The sequence below is a fragment of the Methanococcoides orientis genome (genome assembly GCF_021184045.1).
GTDB classification, from domain to species: Archaea; Halobacteriota; Methanosarcinia; order Methanosarcinales; family Methanosarcinaceae; genus Methanococcoides; species Methanococcoides orientis.
Genome location: NZ_CP073710.1, coordinates 624,981 through 641,492 on the forward strand (window position 1 = coordinate 624,981; position 16,512 = coordinate 641,492).

General features: G+C 39.1%; 16 protein-coding genes. 9 read left to right on the forward strand and 7 right to left on the reverse strand.

Annotated elements, in window-relative coordinates; all coding sequences use genetic code 11:
* Positions 1-253 precede the first annotated feature (253 nt).
* From J7W08_RS03205 to J7W08_RS03225, 5 genes are all read left to right on the forward strand, one after another.
* Positions 254-1,159, forward strand: a complete 906-nt coding sequence (locus J7W08_RS03205; RefSeq protein ID WP_233085207.1) for a cache domain-containing protein — start codon at positions 254-256, stop codon at positions 1,157-1,159.
* 376 nt (positions 1,160-1,535) lie between these two features.
* A complete protein-coding gene (locus J7W08_RS03210) occupies positions 1,536-5,294 on the forward strand; it encodes a lectin like domain-containing protein (RefSeq protein WP_233085208.1) in 3,759 nt (1,252 codons plus the stop codon).
* A 259-nt stretch (positions 5,295-5,553) separates the two neighbouring features.
* Positions 5,554-6,456 (forward strand): tetratricopeptide repeat protein, encoded by a 903-nt coding sequence (locus J7W08_RS03215; protein ID WP_233085209.1) that lies wholly within the window; start codon positions 5,554-5,556, stop codon positions 6,454-6,456.
* 112 nt (positions 6,457-6,568) lie between these two features.
* The gene (locus J7W08_RS03220; RefSeq protein WP_233085210.1) at positions 6,569-7,258 is read left to right on the forward strand and encodes a queuosine precursor transporter; all 690 of its coding nucleotides are present in this window, start codon (positions 6,569-6,571) and stop codon (positions 7,256-7,258) included.
* A gap of 413 nt (positions 7,259-7,671) precedes the next feature.
* Positions 7,672-8,580 carry a cache domain-containing protein gene (locus J7W08_RS03225; RefSeq protein ID WP_233085211.1) on the forward strand — a complete coding sequence of 303 codons (909 nt, stop codon included), beginning with the start codon at positions 7,672-7,674 and terminating at the stop codon, positions 8,578-8,580.
* A 43-nt stretch (positions 8,581-8,623) separates the two neighbouring features.
* Here the strand turns inward: J7W08_RS03225 and J7W08_RS03230 are convergent, their stop codons facing one another.
* The 5 genes from J7W08_RS03230 to J7W08_RS03250 all read right to left on the reverse strand — a co-directional run bounded on the left by J7W08_RS03230 (position 8,624) and on the right by J7W08_RS03250 (position 11,760).
* A complete protein-coding gene (locus J7W08_RS03230) occupies positions 8,624-9,355 on the reverse strand; it encodes a hypothetical protein (protein WP_233085212.1) in 732 nt (243 codons plus the stop codon).
* Entirely contained in the window at positions 9,352-10,077 is a 726-nt protein-coding gene (locus tag J7W08_RS03235; RefSeq protein ID WP_233085213.1) for a DUF1673 family protein, read from the reverse strand. The genes J7W08_RS03230 and J7W08_RS03235 overlap by 4 nt, the downstream gene beginning before the upstream one ends.
* Entirely contained in the window at positions 10,078-10,818 is a 741-nt protein-coding gene (locus J7W08_RS03240) for a DUF1673 family protein (RefSeq protein WP_233085214.1), read from the reverse strand. It abuts the gene before it with no gap.
* Positions 10,819-10,960: 142 nt separating this feature from the next.
* Entirely contained in the window at positions 10,961-11,317 is a 357-nt protein-coding gene (locus J7W08_RS03245) for a DUF1673 domain-containing protein (RefSeq protein WP_233085215.1), read from the reverse strand.
* Positions 11,314-11,760, reverse strand: coding sequence for a hypothetical protein (locus J7W08_RS03250; RefSeq protein ID WP_233085216.1), 447 nt, complete (start codon positions 11,758-11,760; stop codon positions 11,314-11,316). The genes J7W08_RS03245 and J7W08_RS03250 overlap by 4 nt, the downstream gene beginning before the upstream one ends.
* Positions 11,761-12,017: 257 nt before the next feature.
* Here J7W08_RS03250 and J7W08_RS03255 point away from each other — a divergent pair, with 257 nt between their 5' ends.
* The 3 genes from J7W08_RS03255 to J7W08_RS03265 are packed head-to-tail and all read left to right on the forward strand — an operon-like array spanning position 12,018 to position 13,177.
* Complete coding sequence (locus tag J7W08_RS03255) at positions 12,018-12,308, forward strand: PLDc N-terminal domain-containing protein (protein ID WP_233085217.1); 291 nt, start codon at positions 12,018-12,020, stop codon at positions 12,306-12,308.
* Positions 12,305-12,676 carry a DUF4064 domain-containing protein gene (locus J7W08_RS03260; protein WP_233085218.1) on the forward strand — a complete coding sequence of 124 codons (372 nt, stop codon included), beginning with the start codon at positions 12,305-12,307 and terminating at the stop codon, positions 12,674-12,676. The genes J7W08_RS03255 and J7W08_RS03260 overlap by 4 nt, the downstream gene beginning before the upstream one ends.
* Positions 12,677-12,700: 24 nt before the next feature.
* Positions 12,701-13,177 (forward strand): potassium channel family protein, encoded by a 477-nt coding sequence (locus tag J7W08_RS03265; RefSeq protein ID WP_259370127.1) that lies wholly within the window; start codon positions 12,701-12,703, stop codon positions 13,175-13,177.
* A gap of 277 nt (positions 13,178-13,454) precedes the next feature.
* Here the strand turns inward: J7W08_RS03265 and J7W08_RS03270 are convergent, their stop codons facing one another.
* Both J7W08_RS03270 and J7W08_RS03275 read right to left on the reverse strand, forming a co-directional pair.
* Positions 13,455-13,991, reverse strand: coding sequence for an O-acetyl-ADP-ribose deacetylase (locus J7W08_RS03270; RefSeq protein WP_233085220.1), 537 nt, complete (start codon positions 13,989-13,991; stop codon positions 13,455-13,457).
* 69 nt (positions 13,992-14,060) lie between these two features.
* Positions 14,061-15,320: a GntP family permease gene (locus tag J7W08_RS03275; protein ID WP_233085221.1), complete on the reverse strand. Its 1,260-nt coding sequence runs from the start codon at positions 15,318-15,320 to the stop codon at positions 14,061-14,063.
* Between the two features lie 59 nt (positions 15,321-15,379).
* On the opposite strand from J7W08_RS03275, the gene J7W08_RS03280 reads away from it, so the two are divergent.
* Positions 15,380-16,465 (forward strand): (Fe-S)-binding protein, encoded by a 1,086-nt coding sequence (locus J7W08_RS03280; RefSeq protein ID WP_233085222.1) that lies wholly within the window; start codon positions 15,380-15,382, stop codon positions 16,463-16,465.
* The last annotated feature ends 47 nt before the right edge of the window (positions 16,466-16,512 follow it).

The following is a 16,512-nucleotide window of genomic DNA, read 5'->3' on the forward strand; positions in this document are numbered from 1 at the left end:
TCGGATAATGGTAATTGTTAACAAGGACCATACTTTAATGTTTCGAAGTTATTCGTAAAAAATAATACAATTGATTGAATGTAAACAGACATCAATGGAGCTAAAAGTGCATAGACGTTTTAGAGTGAACAGACTTGTGTTGTGAGCATCTCGTAATAAAAAGATGATGTGTTCGTACCAAAAATAAATATTATTTAAACTTTAGAAATATACAAATATAGAAAAATCCTATTGGTATACCTGTGATTACTCGATGAAAAAAATAACAGGCATTTTAATTATTATTTTACTTATATCAACCCTGGGAATGGGTTGTGTTGGATCAACTGAAGACACAGACATTGGTGAACAGGAAGATCAAATAATCGTAGAAGAGCACAGTGAGCTATTTTCCCAGAAACAGGAAAGAATAGACCTGGTCAATGCTGCTATTGAGCTGATAGATGAAAAAGGAGAACTTGCATTTCCTGAATTCAGAGAAAAGGACAGCCAGTGGTACAATAATAATTCCTACATCACCGTCTGGAAGACTGAAGGAATACGTGTTGTCTTCCCTCCTAAAGTAAATGGTGAAGGCGGGAGTGTACTCGATCTTGAAGATTATAACGGTGAACCATTAGGCAGGATGATTATTGAGACTGCTTTAAGCGAAGATGGCGAGGGATGGGTAAATTATTACTGGCCAAAACCAGGTGAGACCGCTCCTTCCAAGAAATCTACTTTCGTCAAGAGAACTACCATCGGCAACGAGACATATCTTGTGCATTCAGGTTTTTACGTCAATGACTACACCTATAATAAAAACCTCGAAGACATTGATGATATCAACTACTTTGGAGAAGCAACCATTAGAAATCTGATCAATCCGAATAGAGTTGATATGGGTCTGGATATAGACTACAGCATTGCACACTTTATAATCAAACCAGGTGATTTCCTTGAGCCACTTATTATGAAGAACCCGGAAACATATTATGTTCTTGAGGGTGAAGGTATTCTCTACATAGAAGATGTGCCGTTTGAACTTAGGAAAGGACAACTTGTCCTTGTACCTGAAAACGCAAAGCAGCACATGGAGAACACCGGAGATGTTGACCTTGAGTTCCTTGCTATAAACGAGCCTGCCTGGAAACCAGAGCACGAGATAATTCTGGAGTGATTTCTCACTCCACTTTTTTAAAGAGAATAATTTGTCATGGTTGCAATAGGAAAATTCAAATTCAGAGTTAAAACATTATCACAGTAATAGTATTATTACATAGACCTGGTCATATTCAATTAGATATAAATCAGATATAATGGAAAGTAAATAAATATCTAAATAAATAAATAAATAAATAAATAGATAAAAATCTCAAATATTTCTTCTTCAAATATCAATTACTTAGAATAAATATTGTATCTCAGGTAGAAGTACTTCTTTCTATTCACAAGAATCTCTAAATTATTATTCTTGTAGTTAGTCTATTTTCAGCAGCAATCAATATATATATATTTTTACAGGTATACTACTCATCCAGTTATTGAGGTGTACTATGAAAAAATCTATGCTATTGGGAAATTTATTGCTTGCGTGTTGTCTTGTACTGATATTGCTATCAACTTCCTGTAATGCAGCAGGTATTGACCAGAACGCAGTTCCAAATTCGAATGAATCCTCTGCTTCAAAAATATCCATAGCACCCCTCAATCCTGCATTCGTCCAGTACCAGGAAGAACTGGAAAAGAGCCAGAATGATTATTCGATAAATTCAGTTACTATTTCAAGTCTCACATTATCAGATAGTTCTGGTGATGTCTCATCCAAGGATATTTTAAACAGCATCCATGTTTTACAGGATGATGAGTTAGCTGGAAATATCGTACATCCAACCGGAATAATTCCTTCTCCTGTAGATTTATCTCACCTTTCACCTGTGAATATGGAAGAATTTGTGGCAAGCGAAGAGTATGGATTTAGATCTTCCGGTGTCATGACAACTGGCACGGCGAGTTATCCTTCCCGCTACGACCTGCGTGACAACAATGGTGTCACAGAAATAAGGGATCAGGGCAATGCCGGTAGTTGCTGGGCGCATTCAGGTATGGCTTCCCTGGAATCCTATCTTTTGCACAGCAGGTCAGAGGACTGGGACTTTTCTGAGAATAATGCCAAGAATACTTTAGTATATTTTAATCAAGATGGATTTGACCGTCCTCATTACGGTGAGGGCCTGGACCTGTTTACAGCTGCCTATCTGACCAGATGGGATGGTCCGGTGCTTGAGTCCGATGATCCTTATAATGACCTTTCAGGATCATCTCCCTCTGATACAACTGTAGCAAAACATGTCCAAGAGATCATGATACTTCCGGGGATAAACACTTCGGATAATCTCTTCAAATGGATACTCACTGATTATGGTGCAATCTCCGTGGGCATGTGGCATGATAACTCATTCTTTAATTCGGATAACAATAGTTATTATTGCTACGACGATGTTGACTACCCGTGGATGAATCATTATGTAACTTTAGTCGGATGGGATGACAATTTTGACAGGCATAACTTCACTCCTGCAGCACCGGGGAACGGAGCTTTTATTATAAAGAATTCCTGGGGTGATAGCTGGGGTGAAGATGGCTATTTCTATATATCCTACTATGACAGTGTAGTTGGATCCGATAAAGGGCCAGAGGGATTAGGTACTAAACCTTATATTTCTAATTTCATGTTCACGGCAGAAAATGTAAGTAACTATGACCATATCTACCAGTACGATTCACTTGGATGGGCTGCCTGCACAGGTTATAATAATACTACAGCATACGGTGCAAATATTTTCACGGCAAGCTCTAACGAGACTCTGGAAGCAGTGAGCTTCTATACTGTGGACTCTAACTCATTCTATAACATCTCTGTCTATCTGGACCCGAAAGATGGCCCGGTAAACAGTTCCGCCCTTGTTTCTGTAAAGAATGGTAGTATTCCCATTGCCGGCTACCATACAATCGATCTCGATGACAATGTTTCAATCCAGACAGGACAAAATTTCTCAGTGGTAGTACAATTTACAACCCTGGATTATAATAATCCCATTGCAATTGAAATGGTAATACCTGGGTTCAGCAGCAATGCCCATGCAGAAACAGGCCAGAGTTATATGAGCCTTAATGGTACCGAGTGGGAAGACATATCCGAATATAACAAGAACGCCTGCATAAAGGCTTTCACAACAGAAGAAAAAAAGCCAGAGGCAGGATTTGTAGCAGGTACAAGGTATGTCCATGTGAATGAAACCGTAGATTTCCACGATGCAAGTCTTTATTCTCCGGATACATGGCAATGGGACTTCGGTGACAATTCCACATCAGTAGCTCAAAATCCTCTGCACACTTATTCAGATCCGGGCAGGTATAATGTTTCTCTAAACGCATCAAATGCTTTTGGTAGTAACATCTCATTAAAAAGCTCTTTTGTTCATGTAGTTAATTCGACCATTGTTGTGAACAGTAGTGGAACTGCTGATTTCACAACCATTGATGAAGCTATATGTGCTGCATCAAGTGGTGATACGATAGTGGTTGAGCCGGGTAATTATAATGAGAAACTCCAGTTCACAGGTGATAACATTAGCCTTGTTTCATCTAGTGGCAACCCTGCAGATGTTAGTGTAATCTCTCCTGATTCCAAAGACCGTACGATCGTTATAATAGCGGATAATATCACAATTTCCAGCATAAATGTTTCAGGTGGTTCTTGGGGGATATATGTTGATGAATCAAGTGGATGTAACATAACTAACTGCTATGTCTCGGATAATTTCATTGGCATCCATATGTATTCTTCACAGAACAACGACATATCGAATTGTACTATGCTGGACAATGGATTTGGATTAATGGTACAACGATCTGGTAACAATTATTTTGCAGACAACTCCTTGGTCGATAATATCTTAGATTGTATGTTTGATTCAGAACCGAATGCCGTGAGTACGAGCAATACAATTGATGGCAAGCCCATCTACTATCTCGTGAACAGTTCTGATGTGATAATCGATCCTGCTTCAAATGCCGGGCTTGTACATCTCATCGGTTGCTCGAATATAACTGTGCAGGATATATTTATTGAAAATAATTTCTATGGTTTTTACCTTCACAATAGCAGCAATATCACGATTAAAAACTGCACAGCTAATGTTAACGCGTATGGTGTCCATCTTTCCTCTTCCGACGAAAATACGATGTATGGTTGCAATATAAGCGACAACATAATCGATGGAATCTCACTCACAGGATCAAGTGGCAATCTGATCTATAACAACTATTTCAACAATATTTTCAGCAATGTACATGTTTCCGGTGGTGCGTCCAATGAATGGAATACTGCAATGACCACTGGTAGCAATATCATCAATGGAACTTATCTTGGAGGTAATTTCTGGGCAAAGTCGGATGGCACGGGCTGGAGTCAAACGCATGATTCCGTTGGAAATGGTTTTTGTCAGGAGTATGATATAACGGATGATGGAAACAACACCGACCTTCTTCCGCTGACCAGTAATGAAGAACAGCAAGCAATAGTTGTTGAAAGCAATGCCCGGAATGACAATGACGGAATACGCATTCGGGTTGCCTCCAGCACCGTATCTGCTGCAAATGTAGCTGCAATGGATTCAAACGTCAAGTTTGTAGGAAGGAATGCTGAGGTGCAGTATGTCTTTACTAATAAGAACACACCTGTCACTGACATACGCTTTGAAGCAGAAACAAATGAAGGGTACGTCATGGCGACTGTTAATCTATTAAATGAGCAGCCGGAAAGTGCACCTGCATCTCCATCAGTGAGAGTATATCAGAGTATGGATATTGTTCTGGGGGATGAAAGATTATCATCTTCAGGCTTTATGGATGAAGCGACAATAGGATTTGCTGTCTCAAAAGAATGGATCATATCAAATGACATTGATGAAAATAGCATCCGTATGGAACACTATTCTGATGGTGTCTGGGATCGATTGCCCACTACTGTGGCATACGAGGATGACGGCAATATATATTTTGAGGCTATAACAACAGGTTTCTCGCCTTTTATTATCTGTGCAGATATCGTTAATGAAAATATTAATAGTAAAGGTCCAGACGCAAATATTCCTGTGCTTGAGGATGATATGTCAGTAGGAGCCAGCGAAGAAGTCCAGTATACTGTTAAAGATGAGATAAATGGTAAACTATTGCTTTTGCTTGCATTAATACTGGTTGCATTCTTTGGTTCCATGTATTATAGAAAGAGATCAAACGGAAAAATATGATCTCTTATTATTTTTTAAGATAAATAATTCAAAAATGGGCTGTTTCGAAAACCTATTTTCTATTTAATTTTCACTAATGGTTTCTGAAGGTCATTGTCACGATTGTTCCCTTATGTTCTTTGTAGAAATGCTCGAATTGGTATGCCATAAAACATTTCTAACAAATTAATCAATAAAATAATATATTATATATGTAATTAGTTAACTTTCAGATTAGTATAAAGCTAAAATGTTCGGAAATTAAAATAGGAGATATATTATGAGATTAGCAAAAACGTTTGTTTTAATCATTTTATTGATAGCAAGCTTTTCCGCTGGTTGTGTTGAAGAGGATACACAGGTTGCCAGCGCAAACGAACTTTTTGAAACAAGTCGATTCAATGAAGCGATCGAATCTTTTGACAAAGTGCTGGAGAGTGAAACAGGCAATGTCGATGCATTGAATGGTAAAGGTGCCTCTCTCAATGCCCTTAGCAGGTATGAGGAAGCTATAATATGCTCTGATAAAGCGATAGAGATCGAGCCTGAGAATCCTAAGTCATGGATTTTGAAAGGAGACTCTCTCAATGGACTTAGCAGGTATGATGAGGCGATTGAATGCTACAATAAGTCAATAGAGATCGATCCAGAAGACGCAGAGGCATGGATCGGCAAAGGATATATCGTTTATTCACTTGGAAAAGATAATGAGTCAATAGAGTACTTTGAGAAGGCGATTGAATGCTCAGATAGAGCAATAGAGAACGACACTCGTAATTTTTATTCATGGCATAACAAAGGATTCTCTCTCGCGGCACTTGGAATGCATAACGAATCGATCGAATGCTATGATAAAGCAATAGAACTCAATCCAGAATTTGTTTATTCATGGCACAACAAAGGATTCACTCTTTTGGCACTTGGAATGTATAACGAATCGATCGAATGTTTTGATAAAACAATAGAACTCGATCCAGAGTCTGATAATTCATGGAATAGAAAAGGGGATGCTCTCAGTGAACTCGGTATGCATGATGAGGCAGTAGAATGCTATGATAAAGCAATAGAACTCAATCCAGAGAATCATAAGGCATGGGCTGGAAAGGGGTGTGCACTTGATGAGCTTGGCAGACCTGATGAAGCAAGTGAATGCTATGAAAAGGCAGAAGAACTCCTCTCTTAAGCTAAAAGAGATATTAGCTACGTAGAAATCCTAATTCATAGTTACAATGTAGTTGCAGTTATGGGATCTCCACAGGACCTATAATACAAAAAACAGATGGAAGGACGTGAAAATGTATGAATTAATACTTTTAATAATATTAACTTTAGCTGCTGCTACTTTCGTCTGCTACCTTGGTGAAAAATATGGCGTAGGCATGTGTATCGGGATATTTGCGGGCCTTGTAGTTACGGGACAGATACTAGCCACCAAAGTAGCTTTGTTTGGTCCATTTGTAGTGCCAGCTGGAGTGATTGTTCATGCAACTACATTTCTCATAACTGATGCTTTATGTGAATTCCATGGTAAAAAAATTGCAAAACAAGCACTATGGAGTGGATTCTTAGCTTCTATTTTGCTGGTAATAGCAATACAAACAGCCATAGCATTACCTTCCGCACCCTTCTGGTCTGGACAGGAAGCATTTGACTTAACTCTTAACTCTACAGGGAGAATTGTTTTTGCAAGTTTGATAGCATATATAATATCGCAGAATTGGGACGTATTTATCTTTGATAAGATCAAAACAAAAACAAATGGTAAACATCTATGGTTGAGAAATTGTGCATCCACAATGTCATCTCAAGGCTTAGACACCATTATTTTTATTACGATCGGTTTCTACGGTCTAATGCCATTAGTTCCACTAATAATTGGTCAATATATTGTCAAACTCCTTATTGCTACGATGGACACACCGTTTTTATATGCAATAAAATGGGCTAAAGAAAAAAAATTGATGGGCTTAGCATTAAACCATTAATAGATTACAACAGTAGCATAATCCACCATAATAGACCATGCGATCTCAGAAGACCTTGCAGATACTTTTAATCACAAAAGTGATCGATATTTACAATATCTTATGATATGGAAATCCAATGTAAGGTCTATTAATAGTTGAATTAGGAAATGATTGTTCAAGCCCATGGACTATAGAAGTGATGAGATTGAACCGGTCGCATGGATACTTTTCATTCTATGTCTGGTATTCTTCGTGTTCTATTCATATTGACCATTAGCAAATCGATATTTTAGAAAATGAACCCAGTTCTTTTTTAAAATAAAAAACTGATGAATGAACCATATACAATAATTATATATTAAGAAAGAAGGCTTAATGCAATTTAAAATAAAATTCCAAATATTATTTTTAAATTGTACGGGTGTAATAATATGAGTGAACTAAAAAAGATACTTTGCGTTCTGTCCATGGCAATTCTGTTGCTGGCAGCTGCAGGCTGTGTGCAGCCAGATAATACAGAAATGAGTGAACAGGAAGAACAAATAGTCATAGAAGCGCAGAATGATCTATTATCCCTGAAACAGGAAAGAATAGCCCTTGTCAATGCTGCTATTGAACTGATCGATGAAAAAGGAGAGCTTGCATTTCCTGAATTCAGAGAGAACAACAGTCAGTGGTATCATAATGATTCCTACATAACCATCTGGAAGGCTGAAGGAATACGTGTTGTCTACCCTCCTAAAGCAAGCGGTGAGGGTGAGGATGTGAAAGATCTTGAAGATTATAACGGTAAACCGTTCGGCAGGATGTTCATAGACACTGCTTTAAGTGAAGAGGGTGAGGGATGGGTTCATTATTACTGGCCAAAACCTGGCGAGATTTCTCCTTCCAAGAAGTGTACATTCATCAAGAGAACTACTATCGATAACCAGACATACCTTGTGAATTCCGGCTTTTATCTCGATGACTACATTTACACCAATGATCTTGAAGATCTTGAACACTTCAGTCGTTTTGGAGACGTTTTTATTGGTAATTTGTTCCACCCTGAAACAACTGATAAAGAATTGGAAGTCAATTACAGTATTGCTCATGTGATAATTAAGCCAGGTAAGTCCATTGGACCTCACATGATGACAAATCCTGAGGTATATTATATCCTTGAAGGCGAAGGTGTGCTCTACATAGAAGATGTACCATTTGAACTGAGCAAAGGAAAGCTTGTTCACATACCTGCTAATTCAAAACAATCCACGGAGAACACAGGGGATGTTGACCTTGAATTCTTTGCTATAAACGAGCCTGCCTGGGCAGAAGAGAATGAGGAAATGGTGGAGTGATCCGCCATCCAGCCTTTCTTTGACACTTTCAATAGAAGGTATTTTACGCTGTCTTCCTGTAGTGTTCAATAGCATCCTCTATTTCGGATGCTGTTACCTCATCAGTTATAAGCGAATAATAAGGACTCAATTTATACCATCTCTTATTTTTGTATTCGATGTACAATTGTGTATCCAAATTGTAGTAATCTTTTTTCTGTTTTTGATATACAAACAGGGATAATGGCAACAGTGGGATCATTGATAGAATTGTTCGCCATTCCCCCAGCATGACCATATGTGTAACTATTGCAAAAACGATTACAAAAGCTATGCATTTCAACATCAGAAGTGTTTTCTTTGAGTGCTCTACAAGCTTGTTGGAAATGATGGAACTAATCTCACTGTGGTTTAATGTAATATTTTTCATCCCGATGGAACTTAAATGCACACCAGAATCATTGACCAAAATACTTGCCTGAAAGCTCCTAGATACAATGAAAAAGTAGAAAACATACACCACGGACACAATGATTAGATAATTCAAAAGACCAAGACTTGAAGGAAGACGAAACAACACACTCAATCCTGCTATTAGGAAAGCAGTATACAAGCTGCTATTGGTTGGAAAGATTACGTTAGCAGATCGGAACTGTCGAATGTTAACTGTTTTACCCAAAGAACTTGCAGACTGGAAATCCGGTGAGCAATTTTTTTGCGGTTGTCTAAACTCTATATCTTTCACCGGACACCACCCCATAATTTTCTTAATATTTTCTGCAAAACTATCAATCATCTCTCCAATGTCTCCTTCAGAATGTGATACTCAATATCATTTCTTGGAAATAGCGTGATGGCCTTATTTTCAACATTTATTTTGATCGCTTTCGGACAATGGGATCTCCGGCGATTTATATAAATCATATATATATAAAGAAAATAAGGGAGCACAACCATTGTAGTATTTGATCTTATGTATTCCAATAATAGGGATTTTGTTGACAAGTTGTATAAGTACCGGGTATGCACAAAAAAGGCCAGTAGCATAACTATAATGAGCACAATATAGAGCGGTCTTTTCCTGTACACGGTATTGTCAATAGTCTTTACTTCTTTAATCTGCTGTTTTGGAATGTTTATCGGTTTGAACAGAGGTGTTTTTATCATCAGTATTTCGGAACCAATGGAAACCCGGTTGTGATTGAACAGGAAAAAAGATGCCATCAACATAATGAGAACTAACACAAGGATAAGATGGCCTACAGGTGTTATGGTAAACTGATCGTTAAAAACTAAAATCAGAAAAGACAAACTAAGGGTGAGTAAAATCGTTAACTGGCGCCAATCTATCATTTGGAGGGGAATATCTTTTTCCTTAATTGATTGGTTATCCATTTGACTCAGATTCATATTTTTAGATTTGAAATCCGGTGAGCAGTTCTTTTGAGCCGGTTTAAACTCGATATCTTTCATCGGACACCATCCCATCATTCTTTTGACACTTTCAAAGGATACCATTTACTGTGTCCTCCTATAATGGTCAATAGCATTCTGTATTTTAGATGCTGTCATCTCGTCTGTCATAATTGAATAATCAGAAGTAAGTTCATACCATCTTGTATACCGGTTTTTATTTTCATATTTGATGGATAATTGTGTCTCTATATCGTGATATTTCCCACCCAGGTTATGTTTTACAAGTAAGTATCCTGGTACGAATGAGACAATTGATATGATCATTTGCCACTCTCCGCGTATCGTTGCTGAATAAACAGCCAATGAAACAAGAGCTGATAGTGGTATTGCCAGTAGTAGAATTATTAAAACTGTAGATCTAATGCGCTTATTTGCTGTGACTGATTTTATTTCGTTGTACTTTAATGTAATATGCTTCAGCTCAAAAGATTGTAAATGAATCCCACTTTCATCAATTAATACGTTTGATTGAATAAATTTTGTTACAAGGAAGTAATATATGAAATACATTGCAACGATGGTAGGAATCAGGATTGTGGAACTCTCACCCCTGACTAAAAACAGAACCGCATTTAAAACTGATACAACGATAATGAAAAACAGGGAAGTATTTGCAGGGAACATCACGTTTTCAGATTGAACCAGTTCAAGATTTGATCTGCCGGAAGGTTCGAGTGAAGTGTTTACAAAATCAAGATCCTGATTTGATCTCAATTTCATTGAAGGTGTATTCGGGCACCACCCCATTAATTTTCGTATAGTTTCTGTCACATTTATTGTCATACCAATCCCCTCAACTTCTCAAACAGTTCCTCTGCCAGTTTTGTAGGATCGTCCGTTTGTTCGATCTTTATCTTTATCTTCATCTCATCTGCAAAATCCCAATGCATTTTGATAGAATTATTTTATCCTGCCACCTTTCTTTTCATTCACGATCGGCTTTTTCTCTATAAAGTTTCTTGAATTTCAACATAGTGAATATCCAGATTATTGCAAGACCAGATGTGCCTATAGTGAACCGATTCGCCTGCAATGAACTCATATCACTTCCTAAATAGGAAGTTAATTGCCATATTATTAAAATAGAAAGTGCAACTAATGAAAGGATAACTGTTCTTATTTCTTTTTCTGGTTTCATTTGTTCTTGGCCCCCTCTTATTCCTGAAGGTTTCAGTGAAGTGTTTGAAAAATCAATCTGCTGAGATGACTTAAATCCCCCCGCAGTTGCATTGGGACACCATCCCATGACTTTACGTATAGTTCCTGTCACATTTATTGTCATACTAACTCCCTCAATTTCTCAAACATTTCCTCCGCCAATCTTGTAGGATCGTCCGTCTGTTCGAGCTTGATCTTCATCTCATCTGCAAAATCCCAGAGCAATTCCATGCACTCCTTGTACCTGCTGCATTCATTGCAATCTCCTTCGTGCTCATACCACACCTGAACGCCATTTTTTTCAGAAATAAAAATCAAGGCATCAACATTCAGAGGAATTGACTGGCCGAACAATATGCCCCGTTCAACGTTCATACGTTCCACATGGATCTGGTTTGACCTTGCCATCTCAAGCAATAAATTTTCAACACGTTTGTCCATTCCAATAAGTGCCCGGGATACTGCTTGTCTGGAGATGTTGAACGAGTGTGCGATATTGATGTTGCGGGATCCACTCCTTCGTAGTTTCCAGAACTCGAACTGTCTATCTCCTGTTGGAAGGAACATATGTCAACATATGTATGTTTACTATAAATACATTATTAATTTATTTTACTATTATACAAAACAAATCAGTAAAATTATCATTAATTTAATCTCATCCAATTATTTATGTATGTCTTTGATAATTAAAAATTATATTGAACTTAATAATTTGATGAAATGGGCATAAAATTATTATAATGAACTGCTATGCTATAAAGTAAAGACTTTTAAAATGAATAAATGATAAAATTGAATATAATCAGAAGGAAGGCATGCAAATGAGCAAAAGTGATTCAGAATGGATGGTTGCCGGACTTATTGTATTCTTTGCGATGATTGTTTTTGCATATCACATAGGCCAACTGCTATGGGGAATAATCCTAATAGCTCTTGTTTTCTGGATGCTCATGTTGGCTGACTGTCTGCGAAGAGGGACAGATAGTTTCCCCGGCAAAGGAGAGTATGACAAATTTATCTGGTCGGCTGCCTTAATTTTTCTGAATTTCATAGGTGCGATCTTGTATTATTATCTGGTTCGGAAGCAGGATATCATTGGAGAAATATCATGAGCAAGGAAACTGCAATAATATTGGGGGCAAGTGGAGGAATCTTCGGAGTTGGTGCTTCTGCAATTACATTTTTGGTTGCAGCGTACAATTTCGGATTTGGAAGCAGGATCATAGACTATGCTCCCAGTCAGGTTTTTGGAATTGCAAACTTTATAGTCCTGGGTTTAGGTCTCATAGCACTGGCATTAAGCATGATTGGAATTGCAGGCTCGGTTGTTGCTAGAACGGACAAGAAGAAAGGTGCTAAATTAATGCTGGCATCAGGTATATTTGGTTTCTTCCTTCTCTTTGCATTGTGGATCATGCCGGGAATACTGCTCACTGCCGGTGGAATTATAGCAATGCGTACGGACGAAGGAACTATGTAAAAATAAATCGTGGAATTTGATCAAATGCATAATCATTTTTTTAAAAGATTTCAACCAAGAAATTGCTCAAAATTAATTCAATTTATATTTTTGATGTTGTCCCTTACAGTAATCTCAGGTGTCCTGATGTACTTTGTCGAAGGGGCAACTCGTGGATTTAGCAGTATACCAAAAAGCATCTACTGGGCTATTACAACATTTACAACTGTAGGGTATGGGGATATAATTCCACAAACTGATACTGGCAGAACAATTCACTCTTTCATAAGAATATTAGGCATAAGCACACCATTTATAATTATTGGATCAGCTTTTGTTTTCCTGTTCAAAATGCTGATCGACTGCCTCCAGAGACCTTTGGAAGACTTCCCACAAGGGGAAAGATATGATAAGTTGATCTGGTCTCTTGCAATCATCTTCCTGAATTTCATTGGTGCGGTCTTGTATTACTATCTGGTTCGGAATCAGGATAACAATGAAAATTACATAAGTAAAAAATGAAAGAGGTTTAAATGACTAGATGACCAATAAAAGCAATGATTTTAGGACTACAAATTGTGTTGTTGGGTGGATTCATGATCATTGATACTTCAACCAACTTGAATGGCATTGAATGCCTGATAATTCTAGCCGGATTATTTGTCAGTCTTGGTGGGTATATTCGTGATGTTTGAAAATAAACTTACATACAATTGATGAATAGTGGCGATACAGGCTATGGATTTAGATTATTACATCCATTTGCTACTATAATAAAACCTAATCCTGAAAAAGTACTTCAATCATTTCCTCCTTCGGCTACTCTTTTCTCAAGAGCACGGGAATAGCTATCAAATGCCCTATCATTAAAACAAACTATCAGAACCTTCTCGATAGAATTGCCCTTCCCAAGGAAATCAGCGATCTCACTTACCGCTATCCCCGCAGCCCTTTCCACAGGGAATCCGTAAGCACCTGTGCTTATTGAAGGAAAGGCGATCGTTCTCACACCATTCCTTACCGCTACTTTCAGACTGTTGCGATAGCATCGGGCCAGCATCTCATCTTCCCCGGAAGTTCCACCTCTCCATATCGGACCTACAGTGTGTATCACCCACTTTGCAGGAAGACGATACCCTGAAGTGATCTTTGCCTCTCCCGTTGGACAGCCCTTCAGACTCCTGCATTCCTCAAGAAGCTCAGGTCCCGCTGCATAATGGATAGCACCATCAACCCCGCCACCTCCCAGAAGGGAATTGTTGGCAGCATTTACGATGGCATCAACATCCAGTTCTACAATATCACCTTTGGTAACTACTATCCTGTCCGAAAGCATACATTATAGTATGGTCTGATGGGACTTTAGAATTATCCTGCTTTTCCTTTCCGTTTCTTGATCAAGGCTTCAGCCAAGCAGGAAAATCACCATGGAACAACAGAAGATCAGAATCCCGGCACCTGCAAGAGGAAGCGTGAACCTGCGAACGACAGTGGGTATAGAATCTCCTGTGGAGCGTTGTATCAGCCAGAAATAAGGGTCACTGACATATGAAACGACCAGTGTGCCGGCTGAGATCATCAGTATGAGGGGGATCGTTGGAATTGAAGCAACAATATCTGTACCGGCGAGGATTGTTGCTGTGATGACTGCTGTGACCACACGGGAGCCCTGTGCCGTCTGAATGAGGACTGCAAGTGCAAAAGGGATCACAACTACTGGAAGGATGGCGGATATCAATGTAAAGACCTCATCCGGGAAGCTGCTTGCAGATATTACAAACCCAAGGGCCCCTGCGCCACAAAGGTCGAAGAGTATGATTCCTGCGTTCTTGGTCCCTTTCTCAAGTGCGAGCCTGCGTGGCCCTTCGCTTACTAGCAGAAGTGAGGCGAATACTGAGATCACAAGAGCGATGTTTACGTCACTGATGGCTGACAGGGGGGAGAACAAATAGCCTATCGTTATCAGAAGGACTGGCAGTGCAATTGGTAGCCAGACCTTCCATCTGGGCAGGGAAATCATCACAGGTTCCACGAGTCCTTCAAGTTCCGGAACCGGGTGTTGCTGGCCTCTGCTTAGTCTTTTCGAGACAACGTAACCGATGCCTAGCAGGAATATGGAAAGAGGAACTGTTATGAGATTGATGCTGAAACTCTCTGATGCCGGGACACTGAAAGTCGTGGTCATGCTATAAACAACCGGCAATGGCAAAATGAGCACGAATGAGAGAACACTTCCAAAGGCTGCCATGTAGAAAAGCCTTCCATTTGAGGAATGTTCCTTCTCCATCTGTTCAATAAGGGGAAGCATCACTACATATGCAGTAAGACAGCACATGAGTGGAATGGAAAGAAGGTAGCCTACAACTCCTGCAGCCATATCAGGTGCTTTGATGGCTCGTTTCACATCATCCACGATCCTTTCAATAAAGTGTCCGTGTCTCAGGATCTGGGCTATCACTGCTCCACAATATATGGGGATTCCCAGAAGAGAAAAGATTCGACCGGCACCACCGGTAACATACTGTACCAGCCATTCGGTCATTCCATTGAGTATTCCAAATATGAATGCAGCTGCTATCAGGGTAAGGAAGGGGGTGACGTGAAATCTTATAGTGAGGATACTGATGAAAATAATAATAAATATAAAGATGAGCAGTGATTCCATACAAGGTTTGATGTATCAGGAGATATATGATGCCATCGGAAGATCAAAGGAGCAATAAGATGGATGAAGACCTGCTTGCTGTGGATTATTGTATCGATTGTGGAAAATGCTATGATGTCTGTCATATTTCAAAAGTGACGGACAACAAGTACACGCCAAGATCGAAGATAATGTTGCTACAGAAGCTGCTCGATGGAGATGAACTAGAGCAGGAAGAAATTAATGATATTTATCTTTCAACCCGCTGCGGTGCTTGCGATGATGTATGCCCCGTGAACATTCCGATCACAGATATAATCCAGAGAGAAAGGGAAATACTGGCACAACAGGGAAAAGAACCTGCCAGAACCACACAGATAAGCAGGAATATTCTCGAAGCAGGAAGTCCGGGAAGGAAGGATGCTTCAATTCGAAACTCGTGGGTCACAGACGAACTTGAGCTTGATGATAGCTCTGATGTGGCTTACATGGCAGGTTGCTGGATAGCATTTGCACATCAGGATATCGCCAGCTCCACCATTAAGATACTCAATGCAGGAGGTATAACTCCAAAGGCTATTCCGGAAGAGAAATGCTGTGGTCTTTTCCTGATAGACAACGGTCATCTTGAAGAAGCTAAGGAATATGCAAAAGAGTATGTTGAATATCTTGAATCCCTCGGGATAAAAAAGGTCATTGCTTCATGTCCGGGATGTTATCTTGTTCTTAAGGAAGAATATCCGAAGCTCTTCCGTGAACCTGAATTTGAGGTCATATATTCACTTTCACTTTTCGAGCAGCTCATTGATGAAAGAAAACTCATTCCAAAGAAGCTGAACAAGACTGTATCCATAAGGGATGCCTGTGCAATTATGGATATGTCAGACATCCCAAGAAAGATCCTCTCTGAAATGGGAGTTGAGGTCAGGGAGATGTTCGACAGAAAAAAGGCATGTTGTGGTGGTCCTGCCGGAGTGAAACCAAATTTCCCGGAAATTTCATCGAAGACTGCAATGCTTACCATCGAACATTTCAAGGACACTCCTGATGGAACTATTTCCTACTGTCCGTTCTGTTACCATCATCTGGAAAACGTGTGTCAGGAAAAAAATAAAGAGATGGATATGCAGGACATCTCTCTACTGCTTTTGCAGAGCATACTTTGAATTTGAATAATTGATGGCTTAATAGGAGGCTACTTTAAAATTAAACT

Bases quoted from the DNA above. Each gene is read 5' to 3' on its own strand.
- J7W08_RS03250 (WP_233085216.1), bottom strand. From the start codon at position 11,760: ATGTTCCTTCCAACAGGAGATAGACAGTTCGAGTTCTGGAAACTACGA.
- J7W08_RS03280 (WP_233085222.1), top strand. From the start codon at position 15,380: ATGGATGAAGACCTGCTTGCTGTGGATTATTGTATCGATTGTGGAAAA.
- J7W08_RS03220 (WP_233085210.1), top strand. From the start codon at position 6,569: ATGTATGAATTAATACTTTTAATAATATTAACTTTAGCTGCTGCTACT.
- J7W08_RS03210 (WP_233085208.1), top strand. From the start codon at position 1,536: ATGAAAAAATCTATGCTATTGGGAAATTTATTGCTTGCGTGTTGTCTT.
- J7W08_RS03240 (WP_233085214.1), bottom strand. From the start codon at position 10,818: ATGACAATAAATGTGACAGAAACTATACGAAAATTAATGGGGTGGTGC.
- J7W08_RS03275 (WP_233085221.1), bottom strand. From the start codon at position 15,320: ATGGAATCACTGCTCATCTTTATATTTATTATTATTTTCATCAGTATC.
- J7W08_RS03235 (WP_233085213.1), bottom strand. From the start codon at position 10,077: ATGGTATCCTTTGAAAGTGTCAAAAGAATGATGGGATGGTGTCCGATG.
- J7W08_RS03265 (WP_259370127.1), top strand. From the start codon at position 12,701: ATGCATAATCATTTTTTTAAAAGATTTCAACCAAGAAATTGCTCAAAA.
- J7W08_RS03255 (WP_233085217.1), top strand. From the start codon at position 12,018: ATGAGCAAAAGTGATTCAGAATGGATGGTTGCCGGACTTATTGTATTC.
- J7W08_RS03260 (WP_233085218.1), top strand. From the start codon at position 12,305: ATGAGCAAGGAAACTGCAATAATATTGGGGGCAAGTGGAGGAATCTTC.
- J7W08_RS03230 (WP_233085212.1), bottom strand. From the start codon at position 9,355: ATGATTGATAGTTTTGCAGAAAATATTAAGAAAATTATGGGGTGGTGT.
- J7W08_RS03215 (WP_233085209.1), top strand. From the start codon at position 5,554: ATGAGATTAGCAAAAACGTTTGTTTTAATCATTTTATTGATAGCAAGC.
- J7W08_RS03225 (WP_233085211.1), top strand. From the start codon at position 7,672: ATGAGTGAACTAAAAAAGATACTTTGCGTTCTGTCCATGGCAATTCTG.
- J7W08_RS03270 (WP_233085220.1), bottom strand. From the start codon at position 13,991: ATGCTTTCGGACAGGATAGTAGTTACCAAAGGTGATATTGTAGAACTG.
- J7W08_RS03245 (WP_233085215.1), bottom strand. From the start codon at position 11,317: ATGACAATAAATGTGACAGGAACTATACGTAAAGTCATGGGATGGTGT.
- J7W08_RS03205 (WP_233085207.1), top strand. From the start codon at position 254: ATGAAAAAAATAACAGGCATTTTAATTATTATTTTACTTATATCAACC.